The 17,004-nt window shown below is 68.6% G+C and carries 16 protein-coding genes and 1 pseudogene; 9 read left to right on the forward strand and 8 right to left on the reverse strand.

The genetic code is table 11. The annotated features are described in order from the left end of the window. Positions 1–39: 39 nt before the first annotated feature. Positions 40–753 carry a UMP kinase gene (gene pyrH, locus KQ310_RS08375; protein WP_259721302.1) on the reverse strand — a complete coding sequence of 238 codons (714 nt, stop codon included), beginning with the start codon at positions 751–753 and terminating at the stop codon, positions 40–42. A gap of 122 nt (positions 754–875) precedes the next feature. Here pyrH and KQ310_RS08380 point away from each other — a divergent pair, with 122 nt between their 5' ends. Beyond that, on the forward strand, positions 876–1,061 hold the full coding sequence (locus KQ310_RS08380) for a hypothetical protein (protein WP_259721303.1): 186 nt from the start codon (positions 876–878) through the stop codon (positions 1,059–1,061). 25 nt (positions 1,062–1,086) lie between these two features. Here KQ310_RS08380 and cobO read toward each other — a convergent pair whose 3' ends face one another. Together cobO and KQ310_RS08390 are read right to left on the reverse strand one after the other, a co-directional pair. Beyond that, the gene (cobO, locus tag KQ310_RS08385; protein ID WP_259721304.1) at positions 1,087–1,782 is read right to left on the reverse strand and encodes a cob(I)yrinic acid a,c-diamide adenosyltransferase; all 696 of its coding nucleotides are present in this window, start codon (positions 1,780–1,782) and stop codon (positions 1,087–1,089) included. Between the two features lie 88 nt (positions 1,783–1,870). Then, positions 1,871–3,286, reverse strand: a complete 1,416-nt coding sequence (locus KQ310_RS08390; protein ID WP_259721305.1) for a site-specific integrase — start codon at positions 3,284–3,286, stop codon at positions 1,871–1,873. A 110-nt stretch (positions 3,287–3,396) separates the two neighbouring features. On the opposite strand from KQ310_RS08390, the gene hemH reads away from it, so the two are divergent. The 5 genes from hemH (at position 3,397) to KQ310_RS08415 (ending at position 7,884) form a co-directional block, all read left to right on the forward strand. Then, positions 3,397–4,650 (forward strand): ferrochelatase, encoded by a 1,254-nt coding sequence (gene hemH, locus KQ310_RS08395; protein ID WP_259721306.1) that lies wholly within the window; start codon positions 3,397–3,399, stop codon positions 4,648–4,650. A 43-nt stretch (positions 4,651–4,693) separates the two neighbouring features. Continuing rightward, positions 4,694–5,254, forward strand: a complete 561-nt coding sequence (locus KQ310_RS08400; RefSeq protein WP_259721307.1) for a M23 family metallopeptidase — start codon at positions 4,694–4,696, stop codon at positions 5,252–5,254. Positions 5,255–5,454: 200 nt separating this feature from the next. Further along, positions 5,455–7,227 carry a biosynthetic-type acetolactate synthase large subunit gene (ilvB, locus tag KQ310_RS08405; protein WP_399238024.1) on the forward strand — a complete coding sequence of 591 codons (1,773 nt, stop codon included), beginning with the start codon at positions 5,455–5,457 and terminating at the stop codon, positions 7,225–7,227. 41 nt (positions 7,228–7,268) lie between these two features. Continuing rightward, entirely contained in the window at positions 7,269–7,613 is a 345-nt protein-coding gene (locus KQ310_RS08410) for a nuclease (RefSeq protein ID WP_259721308.1), read from the forward strand. A 40-nt stretch (positions 7,614–7,653) separates the two neighbouring features. Further along, a complete protein-coding gene (locus tag KQ310_RS08415; RefSeq protein ID WP_259721309.1) occupies positions 7,654–7,884 on the forward strand; it encodes a GIVxVP protein in 231 nt (76 codons plus the stop codon). A 39-nt stretch (positions 7,885–7,923) separates the two neighbouring features. On the opposite strand, the gene KQ310_RS08420 is transcribed toward KQ310_RS08415, so the two are convergent. Then, the gene (locus tag KQ310_RS08420; protein WP_259721310.1) at positions 7,924–8,688 is read right to left on the reverse strand and encodes a Tic22 family protein; all 765 of its coding nucleotides are present in this window, start codon (positions 8,686–8,688) and stop codon (positions 7,924–7,926) included. 131 nt (positions 8,689–8,819) lie between these two features. Between KQ310_RS08420 and ppsA the strand changes: the two genes are divergently transcribed. Both ppsA and KQ310_RS08430 read left to right on the forward strand, forming a co-directional pair. After that, positions 8,820–11,306, forward strand: coding sequence for a phosphoenolpyruvate synthase (ppsA, locus tag KQ310_RS08425; protein WP_259721311.1), 2,487 nt, complete (start codon positions 8,820–8,822; stop codon positions 11,304–11,306). Between the two features lie 33 nt (positions 11,307–11,339). After that, positions 11,340–13,049 carry a bifunctional UDP-sugar hydrolase/5'-nucleotidase gene (locus KQ310_RS08430; RefSeq protein ID WP_259721312.1) on the forward strand — a complete coding sequence of 570 codons (1,710 nt, stop codon included), beginning with the start codon at positions 11,340–11,342 and terminating at the stop codon, positions 13,047–13,049. Positions 13,050–13,491: 442 nt separating this feature from the next. On the opposite strand, the pseudogene KQ310_RS16010 reads toward KQ310_RS08430, so the two are convergent. The 3 genes and pseudogenes from KQ310_RS16010 to KQ310_RS08445 form a co-directional block, all read right to left on the reverse strand. Then, a pseudogene (locus tag KQ310_RS16010) lies at positions 13,492–13,590 on the reverse strand (mechanosensitive ion channel family protein); the annotation flags it as partial. Between the two features lie 118 nt (positions 13,591–13,708). Next, the gene (locus KQ310_RS08440; protein ID WP_259721313.1) at positions 13,709–13,834 is read right to left on the reverse strand and encodes a hypothetical protein; all 126 of its coding nucleotides are present in this window, start codon (positions 13,832–13,834) and stop codon (positions 13,709–13,711) included. A 278-nt stretch (positions 13,835–14,112) separates the two neighbouring features. Further along, entirely contained in the window at positions 14,113–14,247 is a 135-nt protein-coding gene (locus KQ310_RS08445) for a hypothetical protein (protein WP_259721314.1), read from the reverse strand. 182 nt (positions 14,248–14,429) lie between these two features. On the opposite strand from KQ310_RS08445, the gene KQ310_RS08450 reads away from it, so the two are divergent. Beyond that, entirely contained in the window at positions 14,430–16,181 is a 1,752-nt protein-coding gene (locus KQ310_RS08450; protein WP_259721315.1) for an NAD(P)/FAD-dependent oxidoreductase, read from the forward strand. Positions 16,182–16,184: 3 nt separating this feature from the next. Here KQ310_RS08450 and pgeF read toward each other — a convergent pair whose 3' ends face one another. After that, on the reverse strand, positions 16,185–16,997 hold the full coding sequence (pgeF, locus tag KQ310_RS08455; RefSeq protein ID WP_259721316.1) for a peptidoglycan editing factor PgeF: 813 nt from the start codon (positions 16,995–16,997) through the stop codon (positions 16,185–16,187). Positions 16,998–17,004: the final 7 nt, after the last annotated feature.

The following is a 17,004-nucleotide window of genomic DNA, read 5'->3' on the forward strand; positions in this document are numbered from 1 at the left end:
CGCGCAGTGGTCAACGCGCAGTGGTGCTCAGCGCAGAGGTCAACGCGAGGGAACGATACGGGTTCCGATCGACTGGCCTGAAACGGCCCGCCCGATGTTGCCCGCACCGAACAGGTCAAACACCACGATCGGGATGGCATTGTCCTTGCACAGCGCGATCGCGGTGCTGTCCATCACCTCCAGTTCGCCGCTGAGCACCTCCAGGAAGGTGAGCGTGTCGTAGCGCACCGCATCAGGGTGCTTGGCCGGATCCTTGTCGTAGACGCCGTCCACCTTGGTGGCCTTGAACACCACGTCGGCATTGATTTCGGCGGCCCGCAGGGCGGCGGTGGTGTCGGTGGTGAAGAAGGGATTGCCGCAGCCGGCCCCGAAGATCACCACCCGGCCCTTTTCAAGGTGGCGGATGGCGCGGCGACGGATGTAAGGCTCCGCCACCTCCTGCATCGAAATGGCGCTCTGCACCCGGGTCGGGATGCCGGCCTGCTCAAGGCCGTCCTGCAGGGTGATGGCATTCATCACGGTGGCGAGCATGCCCACGTAGTCGGCCGTGGCCCGGTCCATGCCGGCGGCGGAGCCTTTGAGGCCCCGGAAGATGTTGCCGCCGCCCACCACGATGGCCAGCTCCGTGCCACTGGCCACCACCTCGGCCACATCCCTGGCGATCGACTGAACGATGGCGGGATCGATGCCATAACCCTGGTCGCCCATCAGCGCCTCGCCGCTGAGCTTCAGGAGGACGCGCTTGTAGGCCATCGACATCCACAATCGCCCGCACCGTAGCAACCATGCCAACCCCTCACCAAGGAAGGCCCCAGGCTGATGGTGGTTCCATAAGGCCCCAGCGGTCCGCGGCTCCGTCCTTCGCCCCGTGCCCGATGGCCAGCGATCCCCAGGCACCGCGCTCCAGCGCTGTGCTGGCCCGGCTCACCCTCTCAGCCCTGGAGCGGGGCAGCGATCAGCCGGGTTTCTGGAGTGAACCGGAGGTGCATCGCGCCGTGCTGGTGAGCGGTCTGTCGGTGCTGCTGCATGCACTGACGCCGCTGCAGCAGGACCTGGGCTGACCTCGGGCACCCGAGGGAAACAGGCTCAGAACTCGATGCCCGCCTGGGCCTTCACCCCCTGCTCACGGAAGGGGTGGCGCACCAGCTTCATCTCCGTGACCAGGTCGGCCCGCTCCAGCAGTGCCGGCGGCGCCCCCCGGCCCGTCAGGGCCACGTGGGTGAGCGGCGGCCGCTGGGCGAGGCCCTCGATCACCTGCTCGATCGAGAGGTAACCGAGCTTGAGGGCGACGTTCACCTCATCCAGCACCACCAGCTTGCGGCCCCCGTCCGCCAGGTAGGTGAGGGAGCGCTGCCAGGCCAATTGCACCAGTTGACGGTCGCGCTCCCGGTCCTGGGTCTCCCAGGTGAAGCCTTCTCCCAGGGCGTGCCAGGCCAGGGCCTCGCCGAACAGCTGCAGGGCCTTGGCCTCGCCGGGCTGCCAGCCGCCCTTGATGAACTGCACCACCGCCACCTGCTCGCCGTGGCCGAGGGTGCGCAGCACCAGCCCCAGCGCCGCGGTGGTCTTGCCCTTGCCGTCGCCGGTGAACACCAGCACCAGCCCCTTTTCGAGGTTGCGCTCGCCGACGCGCTGCCGCTGCACCTCCTGGCGGCGGGCCATGCGGCGGCGGTAGGACTCCTGGTCGGCTTCGGGGGCCAGGTCGCCGCCTGGGCCCAGCTCGGCGGCCACCTGATCGAGGCTGTTCGCATCGGGCGTCGTCGAGGAGGCTGCCGGATCGCTCATGCGCTGGTCGTGGGACCGCAGGACTGGGGCCACTCTGGCGGAAGGCGGCGGCGGTCTGAATCAGGCGGTCCGGATCAGGCGGACTGGATCAGGCAGCCTGCTGGCCGTAGCGGCTGCGGGCCAGGGCCGCATCCACCGCCTGCTGCTGATCGCGCCGGGTGATCCAGTGGTGATAGGTGCGGGTGTGGATCGCCACCGAGTGGCCCATCATCCGCGCTGCCACCGTGTCGGGCAGACCGATGTGGATCGTGCGCACCGCCCAGGCATGGCGCAGGTCGTAGGGGGTGAGCGGCAGGTCATAGCGGCGGAACTGCTCGGCCACCCGCCGACCCACCTGCTGCAGGGTGGTGCGGCGCAGGTCGGTGCAGACCGTCGGCATGGCCTCCGGCTCGAGCACGAGCCGCTCCAGCCCGAAGCGCTCGACCCAGTCGGGCTGGAAGGGCCACACCTGGTGCTCGCCGGTCTTGCTGGTGGGCAGCACCCGCAGCACCTGATCACCGCCGGGGGCCAGGGCCGAGAGATCGCAGAAGAACACCTCGTGGTTGCGCAGCCCGTAGGTGGCCATCAGGCCGTAGGCCAGGCGCCAGCCCGGATTGGGAATCCGCTCGACCCACTGCTGCACCTCCGTGTCACTGGGGAGATGGCGGAACTGGGCGGTGTGGAGGCCGTAGCCGGCGGCCCGCTCGGTCCAGTCCGCCGGCAGGTCCAGTTCCAGGTGCCGTGCCAAGGCGGCCAGGGCGGTGCCGCACTGCTGGCGGCTGCGGCTGGTGGGGGCGTAGCTCTCCAGCACCTGCTCGAGCAGGACTGCATCCAGGCCGCACCTCGGGCCTGAGGAAGCGCCGCCGCTGCCGCACTGGGCCGCCAGTCGCCGCAGGTACGGCTGGTAAGCGCTGCTCCAGGTGGTGCGACTGCCGGCGGGACTGCGCCGCCGCTTCGGATCGCTGAAGAAGGCCGTTTCGAAGTCTTCGATCAGGGCTTCCATCCCCCCGATCGTCGCTGTGGTGATCGGTGCGGCGATCTGGCTGGCGCTGGTGCGGCTGTTGGCGTTGCTGGGCTGGGACTGGCTTTGTCTGCGGGGTCGTGCTCTCTCCTGCTGCGACGTGGCGCTGCGCCTGGATGTCATGGTCCGACCGGTGGCAGCGGCGGTTGTCTGGCCACCTCCGATCGACCGCACACTGGCCTTGGCCCCGGTGCGGACGGATCGCAGCGGGGCTGCCTGGCTGGGGCGATCCCCGCCGGCTCGGCTCCAGCTCTCCCAGCGGAAACGCTGGTGCTGCAGCTCCTGCACCACCTGCCGCAACTGCTGCTCGGCCTGCTCCAGCCCGGCCTCGCTGAGGGGCAGCCCAAGGCTGATCCGCTGCACCCGCATGCCGCCACCATGGCGGCAGGGCAGTGGTCCCCGCAGGCCGATCCTCTGGCCGCGGGCCTCCAGGCGCAGGGCGATGCCGCTGCTGGCCATCAGGGCGTTGCGGCGGAGGATGCGCTCCTGCAGGGCGGGATCCACGGCTGGTCCTGCGGTGGCGGGCGCTGAACTTACCGATCCAACCGCCGCGACACCAGGGGCAAAGGGACAGCGTTACGCTCAATCCCGTCTTTCTCCGCTTTTCGCCGGGCATGACTCAGGTCGACAGCAGCCCGGTCGAGACCAGCACGGGCGTAGGCACCGGACTGGATGCCGGCACTGCCCAGGGGCGCGGCAAGGTGGGCGTGGTTCTGCTCAACCTGGGTGGACCGGAGCGGATTCAGGATGTAGGGCCGTTTCTCTACAACCTCTTTGCTGACCCGGAGATCATTCGCCTCCCGACGCCGGCGCTGCAGAAGCCCCTGGCCTGGCTGATCAGCACCCTGCGCAGTGGCAAATCCCGGGAGGCCTACCGCTCGATCGGTGGTGGCTCCCCCCTGCGCCGCATCACCGAACAGCAGGCCCGCGAACTGCAGAGCGTCCTGCGCCAGCGGGGCCTGGAGGCCACCACCTACGTGGCAATGCGCTACTGGCATCCCTTCACCGAATCCGCCGTGTCGGATATGAAGGCGGATGGCATCCACGAAGTGGTGGTGTTGCCCCTCTACCCCCACTTCTCGATCAGCACCAGTGGCTCCAGCTTTCGCGAGCTGCAGCGGCTGCGCCAGAGCGATCCGGATTTCGCCCACCTGCCGATCCGCTGCATCCGCAGCTATTACGACCACCCTGGCTATGTGAATGCCATGGCCGGCCTGATCGAACGCCAGGTGCTGGCCTGCCCCGATCCCGCCAGCGCCCATGTGTTCTTCAGCGCCCATGGTGTTCCGAAGAGCTATGTCGAGGAGGCCGGTGATCCCTATCAGCGGGAAATCGAGGCCTGCGCGGACCTGATCATGGATCGCCTGGCCGAGCGGCTGGGCCACGGCAATCCCTTCACCCTGGCTTATCAGAGCCGGGTCGGGCCGGTCGAATGGCTGAAGCCTTACACCGACGAAGCCCTGCACGAGCTGGGGGAGCAGGGGGTCAAAGACCTGGTGGTGGTGCCGATCAGCTTCGTGAGCGAGCACATCGAAACCCTCGAGGAGATCGACATCGAATACCGCGAGATCGCCACCGAAGTGGGCATCACCAACTTCCGCCGGGTTCCGGCCCTGGATATCGATCCCACCTTTATCTCGGGTCTGGCGGATCTGGTGCAGCAGTCGATGGCGGGGCCGGAGGTGAACCTCGATCAGGCGGCGGCCCTCTCCACCAAGGTGAAGCTCTATCCCCAGGACAAGTGGGCCTGGGGCTGGAACAACAGTTCGGAGGTGTGGAACGGCCGGCTGGCCATGGTGGGCTTTTCCGCTTTCCTGCTGGAGTTGCTCAGTGGTCGGGGTCCGCTCCATGCCATTGGTCTGCTCTAAGCCGTTCTGCCGAGCCGCCGCCGGTTCCGGGCGCTGGCCCGTCATGGCTCGCCGTGTCCTGAGCGGTGCTCTGCTCGCGGGCCTGTGGATCAGCGCGGCGGTGGATCGTCCTGCGGGGGCCAGCAACCTGACCCGCTGGCAGCAGGGAGCCTTTCCCGTGGCCAGCTTTTCGGGCTACACCAGCCATTTTGGCCTGCGGGTGCGCTCCGGCGGCTGGAGCGAGCCCCACTACGGCCTCGACATCGCCGCACCCCTGGGCTCAGGGATCCACAGCTGGTGGGGCGGCGTTGTGCTTGATGTGATCCAGGATGGCGGCTGCGGTGTGGGCCTGGTGATCCGCTCCGGTGCCTATGAGCACATGTATTGCCACCTGGCCGGATCCGGCGCCGGCGGCGTCTACCGCAGCGGGCCCGTGCATCTGCGGCCAGGCCAGGCCGTGCGAACCGGCCAGCTGATCGGCCACGTGGGCATGAGCGGACGCACCACTGGCCCCCATCTGCACTGGGGCATCCGCCATCAGGGTCGCTGGCTGGATCCTGCCCTGATCCTCAGGGCCATGGCCGACAGCCGCCGTCGCAGCCAGGCGGCCCGAGCGGCGCGCTGAGCCCCAACTCCAGGCCCGACGCTTAAGGTTGACCCAGTCCATCAGAGTGGCCAGAAGCCTGGCCCGCTGCAGCCGTGACGCTCACGCCCCTTACGCCGGCGGCCCAGGCCGCGGTCACCCCGTCCTCCGCTGAGCCTGCCCAGGTGGTGGGGCCGGTTGCCGGAGCGACCCCGCTGCGGGTCTCGGGGGCCTACGCCCTGATGGATGCCCTCAGGCGCCATGGCGTCGACCATATTTTCGGGTATCCGGGCGGCGCGATCCTGCCCATCTACGACGAGCTGCACAAGGCCGAAGCCCGCGGCTGGCTGAAGCACATTCTGGTGCGGCATGAGCAGGGCGGTACCCACGCCGCCGATGCCTACGCCCGCGCGACCGGCAGGGTGGGGGTCTGTTTCGGCACCTCCGGACCCGGCGCCACCAACCTGGTGACCGGCATCGCCACGGCCCAGATGGATTCGGTGCCGATGGTGGTGATCACCGGCCAGGTGCCCCGGGCCTCGATCGGCACCGACGCCTTCCAGGAAACCGACATCTTCGGCATCACCCTGCCGATCGTGAAGCACTCCTGGGTGGTGCGCGACCCCGCCGACATCGGCCGGATCGTGGCCGAGGCCTTTCTGATCGCCGCCACCGGTCGGCCCGGGCCCGTGCTGATCGATGTGCCCAAGGATGTGGGCGTTGAGGAGTTCGACTACGTGCCGGTGGAGCCAGGCTCGGTCAAGCCGGCCGGCTACCAGCTGCCGCCGGCGCCCCGGCCCGAGGCGATCCGCGCTGCCCTCGATCTGATCCACCAGGCCCGCCGGCCCCTGCTGTATGTGGGTGGTGGCGCGATCAGCAGCGGCGCCCACGCGGCGGTCCATCAGCTGGCCGAGCGCTTCCGGCTGCCGGTCACCACCACCTTGATGGGCAAGGGTGCCTTCGATGAGACCCACCCCCTGGCGGTGGGCATGCTCGGCATGCATGGCACCGCCTACGCCAACTTTGCTGTGACCGAGTGCGATCTGCTGATCGCCGTCGGGGCCCGCTTCGACGACCGCGTCACCGGCCGGCTGGACAGCTTCGCCCCCCGGGCCCAGGTGATCCACATCGATATCGATGCCGCCGAGGTGGGCAAGAACCGGGTGCCCGAGGTGCCGGTGGTGGCGGATGTGAAGCAGGCCCTGCAGGCGCTTCTGGCGGCGTCCAGCGGCGACGATTCGGCCGGTCGCACCCAGGCCTGGCTGGAGAGAATCGACACCTGGAAGCATCACTACCCCCTGGTGGTACCCGCTCCCGAGGGCGAGATCGCACCTCAGGAGGTGATGGTGGCCCTGCGGGACCTGGCGCCCGAGGCCTACGTCACCACCGATGTGGGCCAGCATCAGATGTGGGCGGCCCAGTTCCTCCACAACGGCCCGCGCCACTGGATCAGTTCGGCTGGCCTGGGCACCATGGGCTTCGGCATGCCCGCCGCCATGGGCGTGCAGACCGCCTTCCCGCAGGCGCTGGTGATCTGTGTGGCCGGCGACGCCAGCATCCTGATGAACATTCAGGAGCTTGGCACGATCAGCCAGTACGACCTGCCGGTGAAGGTGGTCGTGATCAACAACGGCTGGCAGGGCATGGTGCGCCAGTGGCAGGAAAGCTTCTACGACGAGCGATATTCCTCCTCCGAGATGACCGGCGGCATGCCGGACTTCGTCGCCCTGGCCGAGTCCTTCGGGGTTCGCGGCGTGCTGATCACGGAGCGCGAACAGCTTCATCTGAAGTTGCAGGAAGCTCTGGCCCATCCAGGCCCTGCCTTCATCGATGTGCGGGTGCGGCGCAACGAGAACTGCTATCCGATGGTTCCCCCCGGTGCCAGCAATGCCCAGATGGTCGGTCTGCCCAGCCATCCCGAACTGGCCATCGATACCACCCGCCAGTGCAACGCCTGCGGATCCAGCACCTCCAGCGCCCACCTCTACTGCCCCAGCTGCGGAGCCAAGCTCTGAACATCCTTGCGCTGTTGACTGTCCTGGTCAGCTTTGGCTTGATGATGGTGCCACTCCTCGGCGTGGCGGTGCCGGCTGCAGCCGCTGCCGATGTGTTGCAGGTCCGCAGCGGCACCTTGCTTCAGGTGGGCGATGGCAATCGCAATTACGAGGTTGAGTTGGCCTGCATCCAGGTGGAGCCGGAGCAGCAGCAGGCCGCTCAGGCCTGGTTGCGGCAGCAATTGCCGCGCCGCACGGCGGTGAACCTGCGCCCCCTCGGTCAGCAGCAAGGTCGCCTGCAGGCCAGGGTGCGCCGCATCGGTTCCTCGGGCGAACTGGATGCCGGCCTGATCGCCGCCGGTCTGGCGGAGCAGGCCACTGCTGCTCCTGAGGGCTGTCCGGTCTGAGACTGGTCCCGACCAGACAGACCGTCAGAGCCGTTCCACCATGAGCCTGAACCGCACCGCCAAGGGCATCGTGCTTGTTCCCACCCTGCTGCTGGGCGGGGCCTTTCTGGCGGCAGGGGTCTGGCTGGATGGGCCTGCGGCGGCCAACCGCGGTCTGGCCCTCAGCCTGGGAGGGGTGCTGATCGGGGCCGGGCTGCTGGCCCAGCTTCTGCCGGAACAGTCTCCGGAATCGGAGCAGCCCTGCGAAACCGAGAGCCCTGGGGATCCCTGACGGATCCCAGGGTTCCCTGCCGGCGTCAGGCTGTGGGGGTCACTTGCTGCCAGGAGCCGCGGCGTTGCGCTTCTGCTCTTCCACCAGCCTGAAGTACTCGCGGGTGGGGAAGAACACGTAGGAGTCGTCCTTGGCCTTGATGATCTCCCGCATCACAGCGGTCATGTCGGCGGCCTGGATCTGGAGCTTTGCCTTGTCGGGCACACCCGTCAGAGCCTTCTGGAGATCCGCGTAGCTGAGGAAGAACACACCCCGCGGACCCTCGGGTGTTTTCACCGTGAGGAATGGCTTGGTGAAGAACACGGGGATGCTGAGGCCCTCATTGATCTCCTTCTCGGCCATCCCCTGCTGTTTGAGAATCTGAACGGCCTGCTGGCGATCGACGTCGGCGGGGATCACCGGTGCGATCAGCGTGCGGCCGTCCTTCACCTCCTTGCTCAGGGCGGTGATCTTCTCATTGGCCACATTCATGGGCAGGGCCACCACCCGCGCCTTGATCGATGGATTGGCCTTGCTGAAATCCGCCAGAGCCTGGTCGGCCTTGGCCCGCTCCAGATACATCGGCAGGATCAGGGTCTTCTCCCGAGGGATCGGCAGAGGTGCGCCCTTCTCGTTGGTGAGGATGAACACCGGCACCACCGCCAGCTTCTTCACCGCCTGCGCTTCGGGGATGGCCTGGGCTGGGATCGGGGCCGTCAGAGCCAGGCCACCGGTTGCCGCGATCAGGGCGGTCTGAAGGCCCAGGGCCAGACCGGCAAAGCGGCGCCGCACCAATGGGCGCAGCCTGGGGCGATCGATGCTCATGACAGCCAGCCAGTGCAAAGAAACACCCTAAGCACGGCGGCCCGGCCAACCCCCATGCCACTGGACGGTAACGGTCATGACCACCGCTGCGGATTCATGGTCAGAGTTGGCTCAGCAGCCCGTGGCCGCAGATGACGTGTTCCGAGAGCCTGGTGGTGCCCTTCGAGCAGGTGGGCATCGAGGCGATTGCTCAGGTGGGCGGCAAGAACGCCTCCCTCGGCGAAATGATCCGCCAGCTCGGCCCCCGCGGGGTGAAGGTGCCGGGCGGCTTCGCGATCACCGCCGCGGCCTACCGCCACGTTCTGGCCTCCAACGGACTCAGCGCTCCACTGGCCGCGCTGCTGGGGGGGCTTGACGCCAACGACCTTGCGGCACTGCAGGCCGCCGGCAAGGCAGCGCGGCAGCTGCTGCTGGCCGCCACCCTGCCGGCCGATCTGTGCGAGGCGATCGCGGCGGCCTACCGGGCCCTGGCTGGTGATCAGGGGCCTGTGGCCGTGGCCGTGCGCTCCAGTGCCACCGCCGAAGACCTGCCGGATGCCAGCTTCGCCGGTCAGCAGGAGACCTATCTCCACATCGAGGGGGAGGCGGCCCTGCTGGAGGCCTGCCGCCACTGCTACGCCTCCCTGTTCACCGATCGGGCGATCTCCTACCGCCAGCTCAATGGCTTCGATCACCTGGAGGTGGCCCTCTCGATCGGCGTGCAGCGCATGGTGCGCTCCGATCTGGCCTGTTCGGGGGTGATGTTCAGCATCGACACCGAGACCGGCTTCAAGGACGCGGTGCTGCTCACCGCCGCCTATGGCCTCGGCGAGAACGTGGTGCAGGGGGCCGTCAATCCAGACGAGTACCTGATCTTCAAGCCCACCCTGGAGCAGGGGTTCGCGCCGATCCTGAGCAAGCGGCTCGGCAGCAAGGCGATCCGGATGGTCTATGGCCAGGGCGGTGAGACGGTGCGGAATGTCGACGTGCCGGCAGCCGAGCGGGATCGCTTTGCCCTTACCGATGCCGAGGTGCTGACCCTGAGCCGCTGGGCGGTGGTGATCGAGCGCCACTACAGCGAGCGGCGCGGCACTCCCACGCCGATGGACATTGAATGGGCCAAGGACGGCCTCAGCGGCGAGCTGTTCATCCTCCAGGCCCGGCCTGAAACCGTGCAGTCCCACCGTCAGGAGGCGGTGCTGCGCAGCTGGCATCTGGCGCCCCATCAGGCTGAGCAGATCTGCCGCGGTCGGGCGATCGGCTCCTCCGTGAGCAGTGGCCGGGCCCGGGTGATCCGTGATCCCTCCGAGATCGATCGCTTCGAGCAGGGGGATCTGCTCGTGACCGAGCGCACCGACCCCGACTGGGAACCGATCCTGAAGCGGGCCAGCGGCGTGGTGACTGACCAGGGCGGCCGCACCTGCCACGCGGCAATCATTGCCCGGGAGATGGGGATCACGGCGATCGTGGGAACGGGAGACGGCACGACCCGTATCGCCGATGGGGAGGCGATCACGATCAGCTGCTGTGAGGGGGATGTGGGGCATGTCTACCGCGGCAGCCTGCCCTTCCACGTGGATGAGCAGGCCCTGGGGCATCTGCCGGCCACCGACACCGCGATCCTGATGAACGTGGGCAATCCCGAGGAGGCCTTCAACCTGGCGGCGATTCCCTGCGATGGCGTTGGCCTGGCCCGGCTGGAATTCATCATCGCCAATCACATCAAGGTCCATCCGCTGGCCCTGCTGCAGCCGGATCAGGTGAGCGATCCGGTCGAGCGGCAGGCGATCGCCCGGCTGACGCGCGGCTACGCCCATCCGGCCGACTACTACGTCGATCTGCTGGCCCAGGGCATGGGGCGGATCGCGGCCGCCTTCTTCCCCAGGCCGGTGATCCTGCGCTTCTCCGATTTCAAGAGCAATGAATATGCGCGCCTGCTGGGGGGCTCGGCCTTCGAGCCCGTGGAGGAGAACCCGATGCTGGGCTGGCGCGGCGCCTCCCGCTACTGCAGCCCCGTGTTCCGGGAGGCCTTTGCCCTGGAGTGCACGGCCCTCAAGGCGGTGCGCGAGGGGATGGGTCTCACCAACGTGATTCCGATGATTCCCTTCTGCCGCACACCGGAGGAGGGGGATCGGGTGCTGGCGGAAATGGCCCGTTCCGGCCTGGTGCGCGGCGAGGGTGGTCTGCAGGTGTATGTGATGTGCGAACTGCCCAGCAATGTGATCGCCGCCGAGGCCTTCGCCGAGCGGTTTGATGGCTTCTCGATCGGCTCCAACGACCTCACCCAGCTCACTCTGGGCCTGGATCGCGATTCCGCCCTCGTGGCCGATCTGTTCGACGAACGCCATCCCGCCGTGATGGCGATGATCCGCCTGGCGATCCAGACCGCCCGGCGCTGCGGCCGCAAGATCGGCATCTGCGGTCAGGCCCCGAGCGATTACCCCGAATTCGCCCGTTTCCTGGTGGACGAAGGCATCGATTCGATCAGCCTCAATCCCGATGCCGTGATCGCCACCCGCATCCGGGTGGCGGAGATGGAACGCCAGCTGGCGGATGCCGCTGCAGGGGCACGGTCTTCAGGTGCTCCGTCTGCAGGTGCACCGTCAGCAGCGGCACCGTCTACAGCGGCACTGTCCTGATCCCGGCACGCCCTCAGCTTCTTGCGATTGCTCATGTTGACCAATCCGCCGCTGGATGCCGGGAAGATCCGCCCGTCTCACCCCTGGCGATCGGGTGCTGGCCTGCGGGCCGTCGGGGGGCTGCTGGCAATGGGCGCCCTGCTGCTGGCGGTGTTCGCTCCGGCGATGGCGCGGGCCGAGCGGATCGAGCTGCAGCTGGTGCAGCTCAACGACGTCTACGAGATCACGCCGATCCCCGGCGGCGGCGGTGACCTGGCCCAGGTGGCGGGGCTGGTGCGGCAGTTGCGGGCCCGCAATCCCCGCACCCTGGTGCTGCTGGCGGGCGATTTCCTCAGCCCCTCGGCCGTGGGCACCGCGGTGGTGGAGGGTCGCCGCCTTGATGGTCGCCAGATGGTGGCGGTGCTGAATGCGCTCGGGCTGGATCAGGCCACCTTCGGCAACCACGAATTCGACCTGGCCGAGGGGCCCTTTCGTGACCGTCTGCGGGAGGCTCGTTTCGGCTGGATCTCCAGCAATGTCAACGACACGGCGGGTCGCTCGTTCCCCGGCGTGGTGCGTCAACGGCTGATCGAGCTGCGTGGGTCCGGTGGCGCATCCCTGCGCCTGGGGCTGTTGGGGGTGACCCTGCCCAGCAATCCGGCTGCCTACGTGCGCTACAGCGATGCTGTTGCCAGCGCCACCTCCCAGGCCCAGGGGCTGCGGCAGCAGGGGGCCGATGTTGTTGTGGCTCTCACCCACCAGGCCCTGGCCCAGGATCAGCAGCTGGCCAGCTCGGCGGCGCCGATTGACCTGATCCTCGGCGGCCATGAGCACGAGAATCTGCTGCAGCTGCGCTTCCGCAACCCTGCCGTTCAGGGTTCGGCCGCTGAGCTGACGGCCGCTGGTGGGCCCGCCGCCGCCCCGGCGCTTCCGCCTCCGGGATGCCGGCCGGCCGGAGTGCCGATCGCCAAGGCGGATGCCAATGCCCGCACGGTCTGGCTCCATACCCTGGCCTACGTCACAGTCAGCCGCTGCCTGGAGATCGAGTCCAGCCTGCTGCCCGTCGATGGGCGCTGGCCGAGTGATCCTGCCGTGGCGCGGCAGGCCGATCACTGGCTTCAGAAGGCTGAAGCGGCCTTCCGTCGCCAGGGGCTGGAGCCCGAACGGGTGATCGGCATCAGTGGCGTGCTGCTCGACGGCCGCGACGGCCCGGTGCGTTCCGGCTCCACCACCCTCACCCGCCTGATCACGGCAGCCATGCGCGCCGCCGATCCCGCCAGTGCGGCGGCGCTTCTCAATGCCGGCGCGATCCGCCTCGATGACGTGCTTCCCCCTGGCCCGATCCGGGAGATGGAGGTGATCCGGGCGCTGCCCTTCGGCGGTGGTCTGAGCCGCGTTGACCTCGACGGTGGCCTGCTGCAGCGGGTGCTGGAGGTGGGGGTGACCAATCGCGGCAGCGGCGGCTACCTGCAGGTGGATGGTGCCGCCCTGGGGGTGGATGGCCGCTGGTGGCTCGATGGCGAGCCGCTCGATCCAGGCCGGCGTTACCGGGTTGTGCTGCCCGATTTTCTGCTCACCGGCCAGGAGGTGAATCTGGGCTTTCTGCGGCAGGGGGCCGCTGGGGTGGAGGTGATCGGTCCGGCCGGAGATCTGCGCCAGGCCGTGATTCGCTGGCTGCGGGAGCATCCTCCGGGCGCTGATCAGTCGGGCGCTGATCAGCTGGGTGTTGATCGGTCGGGCGCAAATCAGCCGGGGGCTGGCTGATGTGGATGTCCAGGGGCGGTGCCTCCACCAGTTGCACGGTGGTGGAGGCGATCTGAACCCGGCCGTCCGGCCGGTTCACCGCATCCAGCAGCAGTGTGTAGAGGAGGTCCTTGGTGGAGCGGCGGCGCTTGACGTTCACCACATAGCGGAGCGTGACTTCCATCCAGTTGTCGGTGAGCACCAGGGTTACCTGGGGCTCAAGGGTGTCGTTCTCCAGCAGGTATTTGCGCACCATTCCGCTCCAGGCGATGCGGGCGGAGGTGGTGAGGGCGTCGCCGTCCACCTCGGAACCCACCTCCTCGAGCAATCGGCGGGCTTCCTGGTGATCGCTGCCGTATTTCACGGGCAGGCGGAGCTCGTCCCAGAGAAAGGGGAAGTCGCCGGAATAGTTGAACACCGGCGACTTGAACACGAAGCGGTTGGCGATCCGCACGATCCGGCCGGTGTAGAGGTCGGAGGCCACCCATCCCCTCAGCTCCATCAAGGTGGTGCGCAGGATGCCGATGTCGATCCCATCGCCTTTGATGCCGCCCAGCTGCACGCGATCCCCCGGTTTGTAGAAGCCGCCGAAGGAGATGGCGATCCAGCCGGTCCTTGAAATTCAGGGACAAAAAGACGATCCCCACGGCGTAGCCGCTCAGACTCACAAGTTTGCGGTCCTAGGAGCGGCTGTCCGGGGCGTCGAGCCGGCGGATCAGGGATCCCTGGGTGAGCCACACCATCAGGATCAGGGCGCCGAGGCCCAGCAGCTCAGAGGCCAGCTTGGCCACCAAGGGATCGTTCAACCAGCCGGAGGAAGGCACTGGGGGAACCTCAGCCCCTGCGCAAGGGCAATGGGTGATCCAGCCGCTTCGGCAGTTTTGAACTGGGCAGTGCTGAATTCGGCCCTGTTGAACTTGGCCAAGTTGAATTAGGCCGCCTCAATGTCGGTCGGGGTGATGTCGGCCGCGGCATTGGGCCGGGGGGTTCATCGAACTGCCGCAGCCAGCCAGCCAGCCAGTGGCCCCGGAACCGCTGGCGTGCAGGGGCATAGGGGCAGCGGGGCGCAGCACAAGGCCGGAACTCAGGCCTGCTGGAGCTGCAGGGGAGATGGCGGTTCTGCCCTCCACAGCCTCCAGACCAGCAGGGCGTGGGCGCCACCCCGCAGGGCCGAGAGCACCGCCAGAGCAAGGCAGAGAGGGCAGTGGGTGAGACCCATGGCGGAGTCTGAAGCCGTTGGGCTCAATGGTCATCTCCACCCTGGCATTGATCGGGGTCCGGCGCCGGACTCGCCCTTTGCATTGCAACAGCGCCAGGCTGCGGCCACCGCGCAGCACCACCGATCTGCAGCCCGATCGGTGGTGCTGCCCTACAAGGGTGGAAGACCGTGGATCGTCTGCCGTGCTGCGCCTGAGTCAGCTGAAGCTGCCGCTGGATCACAGCGAGGCCGACCTGCAGCTGGCGATCTGCCGGCGCCTGCGGATTCCGCCGGGCCAGCTGCTGCAGCACCGCCTGGTGAAGCGCAGCGTCGATGCCCGGCGCCGCTCCGCGATTGCGCTGGTCTACAGCCTGGATCTGGTCCTGGACCTGGATGCGCGGGCCGAACAACGGCTGCTGCAGCGCTTTGGCGGCGATCCCCATCTGCGTGCCACTCCTGACACCACCTATCGCTTCCCGGTGGTGTCGCTGCTGCCGGAGCGGGCCGAGTCCGGCGTGGCAGATCCTGAGGTGCCGGCGCAGGGACCGCGCCCGCTGGTGGTGGGAGCCGGCCCCTGCGGTTTTTTCGCAGCTCTGCTGCTGGCCCAGATGGGCCTGCGGCCGCTGTTGCTCGAGCGGGGTCGGCCGGTGAAGCAGCGCACGGCCGACACCTTCGGCTTCTGGCGGGGGCAGCGCCCCTTCGAGCCTGAGTCGAATGCCCAGTTCGGCGAGGGCGGAGCCGGCACCTTTTCCGACGGCAAGCTCTACAGCCAGGTGAGTGAACCGCAGGCTTACGTGCGCAAGGTGCTTGAGGAGCTGGTGGCCGCCGGCGCCAACCCCGAGATCCTCACGCTGCACCACCCCCACATCGGCACCTTCAAGCTGGCCACGGTGGTGCGCGGCCTGCGGGCCCAGATCGAGGCACTGGGCGGTGAGGTGCGCTTCGAGGCGCGGGTGGAGGAGCTGCTGCTGGAGGGGGCCGAGCGGCGGGTGCGGGGGGTGCGGCTGGCCAGCGGCGAGACGATCGCCGCCGATCAGGTGGTGCTGGCTCTGGGCCACAGCGCCCGCGATACCTTCACGGCCCTGCACCGGCAGGGGGTGGCGATGGCCCCCAAGCCCTTCGCGATCGGCCTGCGGATCGAACATCCCCAGCCCCTGATCGATCGGGCCCGCTGGGGCGAGGCTGCCGGCCATCCTCGGCTGGGGCCGGCGGAGTACAAGCTTGTGCACCACTGCACCGGGCCCACCACCACGGGCCGCAGCGTCTACAGCTTCTGCATGTGTCCGGGGGGGCTGGTGGTGGGGGCCACCTCCGAGCCGGGGTGCGTGGTGACCAATGGCATGAGCCAGCATTCGCGCAATGAACGCAACGCCAACAGCGGCCTGGTGGTGACCGTGGAGCCGGCTGATCTGGCTCCCTATGGCACCGGCCCCGATGATCCCCTGGCCGGGGTGGCCTTCCAGCGCCACTGGGAGGAGCGGGCCTTCACGGCCGGTGGCGGCGACTACCGGGCGCCGGCCCAGTGGGTGGGGGATTTCCTGGCGGGGCAGACCAGCCGTGCGGCGCCGCAGCAGACGGGGCCTGGCGATCCCATCGCCTCCCCGCCGTCGGTGGCGGCCTCCTATCTGCCCGGCGTGCGGCTGGGATCGCTCGAGCCCTGTCTGCCGCCGGTGGTGCTGGACGCCTTGCGGGAGGCCCTGCCCGCCTTTGAGCGGCGACTGCCCGGCTACACGATGGCGGGTGCCCTGCTCACGGGCGTCGAGACCCGTACCTCCTCGCCGCTGCGCATTCCCCGCGATCCTGTCAGCCGCGAGAGCCTCAACACACCGGGTCTCTATCCGGCCGGGGAAGGGGCGGGGTATGCGGGCGGCATTCTCTCGGCCGCGATCGACGGCATCCAGGTGGCCGAGGCGGTGGCCCTCGCCCGGTTGTCGGGTCCGCCGGCCTCTGGCTGAACCTCAGCCCTGCGCCACGATGCCACTCCACTGCACCGCCTTCACCTGGTCGCGGCGCCAGGAATGGAGCAGATCCACATGGCTGGCGGTGCAGAGCGGACAGACCGCGATTCGCTCCCTGGCGATCCCGGCCCGCTCCAGTTGCCGCACCGTGGCGGCGCGGATGTCGAGGCGATGGCGCCCTGGCTCGGGATCCTCCAGCAGGGCGCCGGAGTGCCGCAGGCTCTCGATCAGGCTGGCGTCCGCCAACCCCGGTGACGGCTCGAGGCTGCGGGCCACCGCCGTGACCACGGCCTGGTCCACCTGATACCGGGCCCCACTGATGGCCGGTCCGAGGGCCACCAGCAGGTCCTGGCGGCGGCTGCCGTTGCGCTCCAGGGCCTCGATCGCCGCTGGCACGATCCGGCCTGCCACCCCGCGCCAGCCGGCATGGCAGGCCGCGGTCCGGCCGCTGCCTGGATCGGCCAGCAACACCGGTGTGCAATCGGCGCCGCAGACCCAGAGGCTCTGGCCACCCGCATCGCTGCAGAGGCCATCGGCATCCGGCCAGGGATCCGTCCTCGCCGCGGAGGCGGCGACCACCTCCGCCCCATGCACCTGGCGGGTCCGATGGATGCTGACCCCGGCGCTCAGATAGCCGGCCAGAACCTCCGGGCCGCGGCCCTGCCACTGGCGGGTGAAGAAGCCGTGCTCAAAGCCGTCGAGCAGATCGGCCTGCAGGTAGTAGCCGCCATAACACCCCACCCAGGTCCAGCCGGCCAGGTTGTTGAAGCCCGCATCGGGGCGCTGGAACGGGGGCGGAACGTGCTCGGCCATGGCAAAG

The organism is Synechococcus sp. CS-1328, assembly GCF_025128095.1.
Classification (GTDB): Bacteria; Cyanobacteriota; Cyanobacteriia; order PCC-6307; family Cyanobiaceae; genus CBW1002.